The 11,314-nt window shown below is 53.2% G+C and carries 9 protein-coding genes; 1 reads left to right on the forward strand and 8 read right to left on the reverse strand.

What is annotated here, in order from left to right; genetic code table 11:
- Positions 1 to 468: 468 nt before the first annotated feature.
- The 8 genes from hflX to I6E40_RS09980 all read right to left on the reverse strand — a co-directional run bounded on the left by hflX (position 469) and on the right by I6E40_RS09980 (position 10,770).
- Positions 469 to 1,725 carry a GTPase HflX gene (hflX, locus tag I6E40_RS09945; protein ID WP_235386902.1) on the reverse strand — a complete coding sequence of 419 codons (1,257 nt, stop codon included), beginning with the start codon at positions 1,723 to 1,725 and terminating at the stop codon, positions 469 to 471.
- Between the two features lie 41 nt (positions 1,726 to 1,766).
- Positions 1,767 to 2,759 (reverse strand): FecCD family ABC transporter permease, encoded by a 993-nt coding sequence (locus tag I6E40_RS09950; protein WP_235386904.1) that lies wholly within the window; start codon positions 2,757 to 2,759, stop codon positions 1,767 to 1,769.
- 4 nt (positions 2,760 to 2,763) lie between these two features.
- On the reverse strand, positions 2,764 to 3,858 hold the full coding sequence (locus I6E40_RS09955; protein ID WP_235386906.1) for an ABC transporter substrate-binding protein: 1,095 nt from the start codon (positions 3,856 to 3,858) through the stop codon (positions 2,764 to 2,766).
- A 141-nt stretch (positions 3,859 to 3,999) separates the two neighbouring features.
- Entirely contained in the window at positions 4,000 to 5,043 is a 1,044-nt protein-coding gene (locus I6E40_RS09960) for an asparaginase (protein ID WP_262910886.1), read from the reverse strand.
- A gap of 148 nt (positions 5,044 to 5,191) precedes the next feature.
- On the reverse strand, positions 5,192 to 7,618 hold the full coding sequence (locus tag I6E40_RS09965; RefSeq protein ID WP_235386916.1) for a GumC family protein: 2,427 nt from the start codon (positions 7,616 to 7,618) through the stop codon (positions 5,192 to 5,194).
- A 160-nt stretch (positions 7,619 to 7,778) separates the two neighbouring features.
- Positions 7,779 to 8,057 (reverse strand): hypothetical protein, encoded by a 279-nt coding sequence (locus tag I6E40_RS09970; protein WP_235386919.1) that lies wholly within the window; start codon positions 8,055 to 8,057, stop codon positions 7,779 to 7,781.
- Between the two features lie 565 nt (positions 8,058 to 8,622).
- Positions 8,623 to 8,805, reverse strand: a complete 183-nt coding sequence (locus I6E40_RS09975; protein ID WP_235386920.1) for a hypothetical protein — start codon at positions 8,803 to 8,805, stop codon at positions 8,623 to 8,625.
- Between the two features lie 27 nt (positions 8,806 to 8,832).
- Positions 8,833 to 10,770, reverse strand: a complete 1,938-nt coding sequence (locus tag I6E40_RS09980; RefSeq protein ID WP_235386922.1) for a hypothetical protein — start codon at positions 10,768 to 10,770, stop codon at positions 8,833 to 8,835.
- 256 nt (positions 10,771 to 11,026) lie between these two features.
- Between I6E40_RS09980 and I6E40_RS09985 the strand changes: the two genes are divergently transcribed.
- Positions 11,027 to 11,176 carry a hypothetical protein gene (locus tag I6E40_RS09985; protein ID WP_235386924.1) on the forward strand — a complete coding sequence of 50 codons (150 nt, stop codon included), beginning with the start codon at positions 11,027 to 11,029 and terminating at the stop codon, positions 11,174 to 11,176.
- Positions 11,177 to 11,314: the final 138 nt, after the last annotated feature.

Raw genomic sequence — 11,314 nt, forward strand, 5'->3', positions numbered from 1 at the left:
TGGCTTTTTTTGCCTGCAAAGTACGAAAGCGCGAAGAATTTGAACAAGACGGTTGATTTCGGATGGTTACGCTTCGTGAGAGGTCGGTAAAGGTGAACGTAGGAGGCAAAGTGAGAGCTGGTGGCAAAGGAAAGTAGGAGGCAAATGCCTTTTGGGTTGGCATTTACCTCCTACTGTTTATTTCCATGTGCGTATCCGAAATTCTCTTTAGGGGTGTTCTAAAAATTAGGTTGAGTTGATTTTTGATTTCTTAGCGCGCCCTTTTGTAAGTTTCGTCAGTCTATATAGTACTCCCCTCATGTGTAATTACCTGCAAATATAGTTTTTTCCTTTCGGCGTCTCTTTTTCAAGCCAAGAAATAAGGGGGCATGTCGTAAGGCGTCGTGGGAGTGATCCGAAAACGAGGCAATTTGTCGCTGTGAGCGTTTGTTGCGCTCGTCGGTGTTTTGTCAGTTGCAGCGTGGTTTCTTAGGCCTCTTCCGTGTAGTGTTCAAAGAGAAAGTCGTGGTAGGGATATTTCTGCACGTGGAGTTCTTTGACGCGTTCGTAGAGCAGTTGCTTGAGTTCATCGATGTGCATTTTCTGACGTGCGGAGATGAAGATGGCGTCGCGTCCGAGGCGTGCCATCCAGGTGGATTGCAAATCCGGGAGAGAGAGGTTCTCGCGGGTGGCAGGCGTCAGGTCGTCTTCGTCCTTTTCCGTCCAGGTGTAGGCATCCATCTTGTTGAAAAGCAGCAGTTGCGGTTTGTTGCTGCAGCCCAAGTCGTGGAGGGTGGCGTTGACCACCTCAATCTGTTCCTCAAAGTCCGGGTGGGAGACGTCCACCACGTGAACCAGCAGGTCCGCTTCGCGCACCTCGTCCAGCGTACTCTTGAAAGAATCGACGAGGTCGGTGGGCAGTTTGCGGATGAAGCCCACGGTGTCGGCGAGGAGGAAGGGCAGGTTGTCAATGATGACCTTTCGCACGGTGGTGTCCAGTGTGGCGAAGAGTTTGTTTTCGGCAAAGACCTCCGATTTCGCCAGCAGATTGATGAGGGTAGATTTTCCGACGTTGGTGTAGCCGACGAGCGCCACGCGGATGAGTCGTCCGCGGTTTTTGCGCTGCGTGGTTTTCTGTCGGTCGATGTCGGCGAGTCGTTGTTTGAGGAGCGCCATGCGGTTGAGGATGATTCGTCGGTCCATTTCCAACTGCGTCTCGCCCGGTCCGCGCAGTCCGACCGAGCCTTTTCCGCCTCCCGAGCCTGAGCCGCCGCCCTGTCGTTCGAGGTGAGTCCAAAGGCGTTGAAGGCGCGGAAGCATGTAGCGATACTGTGCTAGTTCCACCTGCGTTTTGGCGTTGGCGGTTTGTGCTCGCATGGCGAAGATGTCGAGAATGAGACTCGTGCGGTCCAGAATTTTCACTCCGAGTTCTTTTTCGATATTTCGAAGCTGCTTGGCGGAGAGTTCGTCGTCGAAAATCACCATTCCCACCTCGCGCTCCGCCTCCTCTTCGGCGAGGATGTAGGCACGAATCTCCTCAAGTTTTCCTTTTCCGACGTAGGTGACGGAACTCGGTCCGTCCAGGCGTTGCGTGAAACGTTTGACGGTGACGGCGCCGGCGGTCTCGGCGAGGAATTCCAGTTCGTCGAGATATTCGTTGGTCTTGCGTTCGCTTTGTTCTTTGGTGATGAGGCCGACCAAGATGGCGGTTTCCGCCTTGACCTCGGTTTTGATGAATTCTTTCATGTGAGAAATGAGGGGAATGCGAAGGGATGAGTGACTATACATTATATATCCCTTCTCTTTCGAAGCAGTACCCAAAGCACGGCGGGCACGCCGAAGAGGGGAGTGATGGCAGCGAGCGGGAAGGTGCCGCGTTCGCCGGGAAGATGAGAGAGCATGAGTGCCAGCAGGGCGATGTTGCCTCCCCAAAGCAGGGTGGCGGGGAGCAGGCGCCGGTGGCTGCCGCTGCGAAGACTGAGGCGTGCCAGGTGCGGAACTGCCATGCCGATGAACGAGATGGGACCGCAGAGCGAGGTTGTCACTGCCACGAGAAAACCGCCGAGGAGCAAGAGGAGCGTGCGGGAGCGGCGCACCCGTATTCCCAAGTTTCGGGCATAGTCATCGCCCAAGAGCAGTGCGTCAAGGGCGGGGACAAAGGGCAGCAACAGCAGCAAGGCAAGGAGAATCAGTCCTGCAAAGAAGGGCAGAATCTCCAGTCCGACGTTGGCGAACGAACCGAAGCCCCAGACGATGAACTGTTGCAAACCGTCGGCAGCGGCATAGAAACTGAGCAGGCTGACGAGTGCCGAGACGGCAAAGCTAATCATCACGCCGACGATGAGCAGACCGAGCGTTCCGTGAACGATGCGACTGCAAAGTGCCAGTAAGAGGATGACGCCGCACGCACCGAGAAAGGCAGAGAAGACGGTCAGACAGAGACCGCCGGCAGTCAGAACACCGAGGCTGAAACTCCCGCCGAAGAGCAGGAAAGAGACGGCGGCGCCGAGCGATGCCCCGCTGTGGATGCCAAGCAGCGAGGGGTCTGCCAGAGGGTTGGCGAAGAGCGTTTGCAGGACGAGCCCGACGGCGGAGAGAGCCATGCCTGCCAAGAGGGCAGTGGCGGTCTGCGGCAACCGACTCTCCCAAACAATGAAACGCAGGGTCTCGTTGCCCTCGCCCCACAGTGCCAACCAGACCTCGGAAGGACTGAGGGAGACACTGCCGGAGAGCAGACTCAGCGGCAGCAGGAGCAGCAGGAGCAGGAGTAGTCGGAGCATGGTTTCAGAGCGGAAGATAATAACGGTTCGGAGCCTCGGGCAGGAGCCCGGGGTGGAAGATGCGGATGAGTTCCCCCAGCAGCAGGTGCGGGAAGAAAGGCGTCTCTTCGTAGAAAGGCACTTTCAGACTGTTGCAACTCCAAATCCGGCGTTCCTGCCAGGCTCGGAAACGACGGAAGCGGCTGTCGTCGCGAAGCATGGATTCGTAGGTCAGCGTCGCTGCGCTCCCATATTTCACCAACCAAAAATCGGCGCGGGCGGCACGGGCATAGACTGCCTCGAAGTCCAAGGGGAGGGAACCGCTCTCGGCGCGGTCGCTCCAGAGATAGTCTGCGCCGGCGTCAGCGAGATACTGTCCCATCGTGCTCTGTCCGCCGGGTTCGTACCATGTGCCAGAGAGGGGCAGGTCGCAGAAGACGGTGGGGCGTGGCGCATTGTGAGTCCTCACCTTTTGGCAGAGCGTCTCGTATGCCCTCTCCACCTCACGGAAGAGGCTGTCGGCGCTGTCAGCGCAGCCGAAGAGGCGGCCGTAGAATCGCATCCATTCGGCGCGGGCGAGGGGAGAGACCTCCATGTAGTCCGCACATTGGATGAGCGGGATGCCGAGCCGCGCGAGATTGTTCTGCCCCGCGTTCTCCATGGGGGAAAGGAAGAGCGCATCGGCGTGGGTTTGCTTGATGCGTTCGGCGTCCGGATTGACGGAGCTGCCGACGTCGGTCACTTTTCCGCTGCGGAGGAGGCGGCGGATGTCGGAACTGACGACATAGGCGGTGTCAGTCATTCCCGCGATGGCGTCGGCGACGCCGAGGCGCAGGAGCAAGGCTGCGTGGATGGAGGAGGTGAGCACGGCGCGGCGCAACGGTGTGTGAACGACCGTTCCTTCCGGCAATTGAACTGTGGCAGGAACGGTGTCCGGCACGAGCACGTAGGTGGCAAGCGTTTTCTCTTTTGCCCAAGGGTCAGCGACAACTGCGATGCTCACTCCGCCGCTGTCTCGCAGACTGAGCAGACGGGTGTGAGAAAGCAGGGAGTTGCTGTTTTGGTTCCCTTCTCCATGCTTCTGACAAGCACAAAGGAGAGAGAGAAAGGTTGCGAGCAAGAAGTGTGAAGCGCGAAGAGTCAAAGCAGTTTGAGAAGTGGAAGATTGAATTAGGGGTCTTCTGAAGGGCAGATGGTGAAGTGGGAGGAGCGGATGCCGGCACGCCGAGAAGCGCGCTTCTTGCGCTCTCCGGAATTCTTTTCACACCGTGATTTCTCCGGCGATGTCGGTGTTCATGAGTCGAACGATTTCGTTGTGAGGGTAGTCATGTCCGAGGAGGAACATCAGTTTTGTCAGCACGCTTTCCATGGTGCTGTCGTAGCCGTTCACCACCCCCGCCTGGAGGAGTTGGAGTCCCGTTCCATAGCGGTGCATCTCCACCGAGCCCTTGTAGCATTGTGTGACGTTCACCACGATTACGCCGCGGTCGATGAGGGCACGGAGTTTGTCCATGAACCACGGTTTCTGGGGTGCATTGCCCGAGCCGAAGGTCTTGAGAATCACGGCGCGCAGTCCTCGCACGGCGAAGCAGGCGTCCACCACCTCCGGACGGATGCCCGGGAAGAGTGTCAGAATCATGACGTTGTTGTCCAGCAAGAAGTGCGGTTTGAAGACCGCTCCCGGTTCCGGCCGGCGAATGAGGTGTTCCTCATATTTAATATGTATGCCGGCGTGTGCCAACGACGGGAGGTTGAAGGAGCGGAAGGCGTTGAACCCCTCGGCGTTGATTTTTGTTGTTCGGTTGCCTCGCATCAGTCTGTTTTCAAAGAAGATGCAGACCTCGGGCGCCATGGGTCTTCCGCGGCTGTCGGTGGCTGCTGCGATTTCGATGCTCGTCAGAAGGTTTTCCTTTCCGTCGGTGCGGAGACGCCCGATGGGGAGTTGAGACCCCGTGATGATGACCGGCTTTCCAAGATTTTGCAGCATGAAACTCAGCGCACTGGCGGTGTATGCCATTGTGTCTGTGCCGTGGAGGAGCACGAAGCCGTCATAGTTCTGATAGTGGTCGCTGATGATGTGGGCAATCTTCACCCAGTAGCGCGGCTCCATGTCCGAACTGTCAATGGGGAGGTCAAAGGAGAGCGCATCGATGTCAAAGTTGAAACCTTGCAGTTCGGGGACATATTTTTTGAATTGAGAAAACTCAAAGTTCTCGAGAGCCCCGGTGATGGGGTTCTCAATCATTCCGATGGTTCCTCCGGTGTAGATGAGGAGAATGTGCGGGCTGTGGTTCAGTGTGGTCAAGGGCGGTGGGGCGGGATTTCCCGCGGAGTTGGTTTGTTTTCAAGTGCGGAGTGTCGTTGGCATCGGGAGTACCCTCCGTAAAGAAAAACAACTCAGCCGTGCGAGTTCATCGCCGTGCCAAGTTGCTTTTCTGTTTTGCGTAAAAGATTTAGTTCTTCCCGGGTTTCAGTCTGCTGAGCAGATTCTTGGCGCGGCGGGTGTGGTTGCCGGAGCGCTCGTAACTGTAATTGGCGCCGTATCCGTAACCGTATCCGTATCCGGTGTTGTAGCGTCCTTTCTTGAAGTTGACGTCGTTGAGAATCAGCACGAGGTTCTTCATTCGTCCGCTCTGATAGATGCGTTCCAGTTCGGGGAGGAAGGCGCGAGGCTGCACGCCTGCACGCATGACATAGAGTGTGGTGTCCACCAGACGCGAGACGATGCTAGCGTCAGCCACGGAGAACATGGGCGTAGAGTCAAAGATGATGTAGTCATATTGCTCTCGGAGTTGTTCCACCAGCTTCTCCAGGCGTTCCGACATGAGCAGTTCGGAGGGATTGGGCGGCACGCTGCCTGCCGGCATGAAGTCCACGCCTTTGGCGATGCCGTCGGGGATAATCATCTCCTCCAGTTTGCTGTATTCGTCAACCAGATAAGTTGTCAGACCGGAGTTGTGACCGAAGTGCGAGCTGAGGTTTCGTTTGCGGATGTCGGCATCGATGATGATGACTTTTTTCTTCGCCATGGCGAGGATGATTCCCATGTTTCGGGAAACGAAGCTCTTTCCCTGTCCCGGTGTGGTGGAGGTGCAGACGAAGACCTTCGGGTGCTGTCGGATGAATCCCAGGTTGAAGCGCATGATGCGGAAGGCTTCGACCACGGGGTCGTCGGACGGCAGTTCGGAAATGAGGGTGGTTGAGTCCGTGTTTTTGATGTGCGGCACTTCTCCCAGCAGGGGGATGGTGGTAGCCTCTTCAATTTCCTTGCGGTTGTGCACGGTTGTGTCAAACATATAGATGATCCAAAGAATCAGCGAGGGGATGCAGAGTCCGATGATCAATGCAAATGCCATGATGATGGTGCCTCGCGGGCTGACTATGAGGTCTCCGATGGGTCCTTCCACCAAGCGCACGTTGGCTTCGTTGATGGCTTGCTGCAGGGCGACCTCTTCGCGTTTATTGAGGAGGTAGGTGTAGAGAGCCTCTTTCAAGGATTGCTGGCGTTGGATGTCCAGACCCTGCTTCTCTTGTTCCGGTGCGCTGGAAATTTTACCGCTCAAGAGCCGCTCGTTGAGGCGTGCGTCTTGGAGTTGCAGTTGAATACTTTGAATGTAACTCTTGACGGAGGCAAGGATGCTCTGTCGCATCTGCGAGAGTTGTCGATCCAGCTCGCGCACCACGGTGGTTTGTTCGCTGGAGTTCGCAATCATGGAGTTGCGTTGGTTCATCAACTCGTTGTAGCGTGAGATTTGCGTGTTGAACCCGGCGTCGCCGATGTTGAGGGCGGGGATGAGGTCGTGGTCGTTGCTGTGGTTCTGGATGTAGGTTCCGAGATAGCGTGCCACGTTCAGTTCGGTTTCCAGTTGCAGGCTGAGTTCGTGAGCCTTGGTCGTTTGTCCGAGCACTTGTGATGCCGTCTGCTGAAAGTCGATGAGTTGGTTTTGTTTCTTGAATCCGGCGAGTTGGTTCTCCACCTTGCTCAGTTCTTCGCCGATGAGGGCGATGCGTTCGTCAATGAATTTGGCAGTGTTGAGTGCTACGCGGTTTTTGTTCTCCACGACGTCCTCTTTGTAGGTGTTGTAGAGCGTGGTGAGCAAGTCGTCGGCGCGGCGTCGGTTCACGTCGTTGCAGCTGATGACGATGAGTGAGGTTTCTTTGTCATATTCGCTCGCTTTGATTTCGCTCATGAATCGTGTAGCGGCTTTTTCACGCGGCAGACGGGTGACGGTGATGATTTCTTCTTTCCATTTGTCAAACTTCGGTGCTCTCACGATGCAGAAGGTGCCGAGCGGCGTCTTCTTCATCTGTCCGAGTTGCAGCGACATGTCGGGATAGGTGTTTCCTTCTTGGTCTTTGAAGTCAAAGAGTTTGACGGATGAAGCGCCGGTTTTCTGGATTTTGAAGGAGTATGCCATGCGGGCAACAGAGTCCTGGAAGAGCACTTCAAAGGGGCGTTCCTTTCCGTAGAGCGAAATGTAGTGGAGCGACTCGTCGGTGGTATAGTCCACGTCCAAATTGAGTTTTTCCACAACGATGTTCATAAGGCGTTTTGAGCCGAGGATGAAGATTTCGTTCTTCAAGTTGTCTCCGACGCTGACGCCGTTGAGTTCCATGAGGCTGGTCATGTTGCTGCGTGTGCGGGAGCGAGGCATGGGGCCGTTCATCGAACCGCCCTGTGAGTCTTCAATGAGCATGACAGCCTGGCGTTGATAGACGCGCGGTTTGCTTTGCAGGTAGATGAATCCGAGTCCGAGGCAGAGCACCGCGGAGAGGAGAAACCAATACCAATGGGCGATGAACATGCTCCAGCAAGTTCTCAGCAAGGGAAGCAGTTCCGCCTGTTCTTCGTTTTTTTCTATCAGCGTTTGTTGTTCCATATATACAAGGAGTGTTCGGCGCATGCGCCGCGGTAAACCATGAAATGTGAAGAGTGCCTCCCACGCGGAGAGGGCGTTAAATGTTAAGATATTAACGGCGTGGCAAAGTTAGTGCAAATAAACGAGAAAGAGGACGTTTAGGCGAACGAATGTCAGCGACCTACCTCACGTAGTCCCAAAAATTGTCGCGATTGACCACGTGAAACGCCGTTCCGGGGTAGGCTTCGGCGAATCCGCGCGGCGGTTTGGGAAGAAAAATAAAAATAGGAAAAGTGGAAAATTCTTCAGTGGTGTTGAAGAATTTACCGGAAATATCTTCAGTGGCGTTGAAGAATTTTTCAGTTTGGAGGTTTTCCCGCTGATTTCTGTCGGGAAATGTTCCTATTAGAGAATCACCATTTAAACCGCATTTAAATCGCGTTTTAAAAGTTGTCTTCAATATTGTACTTTTTTGACGCCCTTTGGCCTTCTTGACCTCCCTCTTCCACTGCCATTATACTGTCGTTTTCGAACAACCGAAAAATATAAATGGATTCGGGCGGGGAGGCGCGCTTTCGGCTTTAAATCCCTATACGTTTTTCAAAGGTGTGCTACATTCCGAGCAAATCCTACACTCGACGAGCGGAAATGTTGAAAATGAGGAACGTAAGTGTGTAGGATTTGGAATGCGAATTCTACACAAAAACCTACACTGTGCAGGGTTGTCGGTTTCGTGTGTAGGATTGCGACGGGCGAAAAATAGAAATGCTTGTTTCGGCGGTAAGTGCAAAAATCCCCGTTTTCATCGGAAGAGGGAGGGTAAAAACGACCGCGATAACTGTTTTTTTGATAAAACGCTGAAAATGAAGCTTCTTGATTTGTTTATGTCGAACCCTTTTGTCTCACACCGAATCCGCAGATTTTTTAGAGAACACGGATTGAACGTAAATCTGTCCCACAAAATGAAAGCGGGCGAGTTCCAGAAAGGAACCCGTCCACCATCAATTCAATTATTCTTGAGAAACTTACTCCATGTTGTCCCACGGACCTCCGCCGAAACCTCTGCGATTGGAGGCGGCGTCATTTTCGAGGTCGGTCACCCATTCGTTGGGATTGTTCTTCACGCCAATCGTGGGTGAAGTGGCGATGAGGTTCTCTGACATCAAATTGATGCAGAGGCTTTTGGGTTGAATATATGTTTTTGCCATAATTTATAAGCGTTATTAGGTTGAAGATTATTTCACGATGACTTTCTTGCCGTTGATGATGTAGATGCCTTTGGTGGCAGCCTTCACCTCGCGACCCGTGAGGTCGTAAATTTTGCCTGTTGCGGCAGCATTGTCTGTCACGATGTTTTCCACTGCGGTGGTTTCTCCGAAGTTCAGACGGATGGCAGTGACGCTTCCGCCTTCGGGCAGCACGAGATATGCCTTGTTCATCGGGAGGTTGGTGGCACCGGAGCCCACTTTGTAGAATGCCCAGCCGGATTTGTTGGAGAGCACGTAGGAGTTTTCGGTGGTGATGTTTTTCGCTGCGCCGGCGGAGTTTTTGAGTGCACCGTCTTCGACAGTCACCACGGTTTCAGTGGTGCGGGGCAGCATGGTCAGTGAGTTGTTCGTGCTCAACAGGATGACACCCGTGTTGGCGGGAATGGCATCGCCTGCTTCTGCTACGGTGTAGGTACTTACGGAGGTCACGTCGGCGTCAGTTTGCGCTGCTACACTGTAGGCAGTGGTGTTCTCGGGCACTACGGTGGGGAAGGGTGCACTGAAGGTCGCAATCTTGCGTGTCTCGTCGAAGTCCTTCGGTGTCACGACATTGGCGTATGATACTTCTTCCAGAACGAAGGCGGAAGAGTATCTGGTGCCTTTACTGGTTTTGAAGAAGGGAGCGTTTGCGTGGTTGAAAGCCCCCATGGCTTTAAGGACAAAGTAATTGGGGTCTGTAGTCTGAACTCTTCGGCCTTTGAGAGTCACGTAGCCCCACATATCTTTATATTTTCCGGACACATTCCCTCCGGGATTCATTTTTTGTACGGTTAATTGAGCCCAGTCGGTGAAAGTTTGACTTGCGCTTGAAATACTCGTGCTTTCTTCATAGTCAAAAGCATCCACATAGCCTTTATTGTCATTGCCTCCTTTGTCTTTGTTATCGGCTGCGGTACCGCCACCTTTCCACGCTAAATATTTTCCGTCGTTGCAAACAAAGGCATAGACACCGCTGCTGACTTCACGGCAAACGAAGGGAGTGGCTTCGTCGGCATTTTGTGTCAAACCAATGCCGCTTTCTGCATACTTAAAATACCATGTGTTTGGTGAATCGTAGGCAATGTTCTTAATTTTATATGCCTTGCCGCTGACGGGCATGTTGACGGGGATGGAAGAGGTAACAGAGATGTAGGCACTGCTGAAATCATTGGCTGCGCTGACATTCCAAGCGGAAGAGAGGGTGGTGTAGTTGGAGTGAACTGCGCGTAACTGCTGGCAGTATTCTGCTGTGGGATAACCCACCTTGTTGTCGTTCTCTTCAGCGATGGTGCCGTAGGTGTTGGTGATTTCGTTTTCCAAGTCGTCAAGGCTGTAAATGTACCATTGGTTGGTCGTTTTTGTGTTGTCGTTCCATGTGCCAACGCCTTTGACTTTGTCAGAAATTCCGTCTTCAGTGTATTCTCCTCCACGGATGTTCCAACTGTGGTTACCTGTCAAGGCTTTGGAGGAGATGATGTACTTGCCGCTTCCATCAGTCGTTTCCGTGATGTTCCACTTTTCACGGTTGGTCAGTTCTGAAGTATTGGAAACAACTTTGGTGCGAATAGTATGGTCTTTACTTACTGTTGCATTAGAAGCAAGGCTCGTATAACGGGAAGTCGTAGCAGCATGTGTTTCGGGGTCAGTCACCTCTTTGAGGCGAATGGTGTAGCCATCCGTGGAGTTTCCTTCAATCACAAAGAAGCTGCGGCTGTCAAACTTATTGACACGGGCGCCTAAAACATACTTTTGTGCGCCGTCGCCGTCATTGGAATATTTCAAATTCGTGACGCAGAACATGGGGATGTAGGAGTTGTTCACGTTTTTGAAGATGTAAACTTTGCTCGGGTCCGGCGTGAAGTCGGCGGCGCGAGTGGCGCTACTGATGCCCATCAGTAACGCGAAAAGGAGATAGAGTTTTCGCATAATATAATTTAATAATTGGTTTTCGGGTGATTCTGCTTTGCGGGTTTTGTTCTCTAACGGCGAGTGAAAACGCCTTTTGTCGTAGTTATACAGTTTGTTTGCAGGCAAAAGTAATAAGAAACAAAGGAAATCACCCCCCCAAAAAAAACTGTTAAACTGAGTTTCGTTGGCAGTTTTTCTTCATTTAGTTTTCCAAATGCTTCGTTGAGTTTGCAATGCAGACATCAAATTGGCGGATAAAAACGATTTTTTTGCCGTGGCAGTTGCCAAACGTTTGCAGAGGGGGGACGAATGTTGCAAAAAGAAGCAGTGCCGTCCACGCTGCTGCATGAACGGCACTGCCGAGTCTGTGTGCGGTCTCGTCGGTCGTTCACTCCGTTTCGGGATTGGTGACGAGATGTGCTGATACCTTATTATAGATTAATGTCCGAATCCGCCGGGGAGGATTTTCTGGAAGAAGTCGTTGCCTTTGTCGTCCTCCCAAGTACCTTGCGGGAATGGATAATCCAAATTCTCTTCTGGCATGGTATCTCAAGGTTATTGC

It is taken from the genome of Prevotellamassilia timonensis (assembly GCF_021531665.1).
In the GTDB taxonomy this organism is placed as follows: Bacteria; Bacteroidota; Bacteroidia; order Bacteroidales; family Bacteroidaceae; genus Alloprevotella.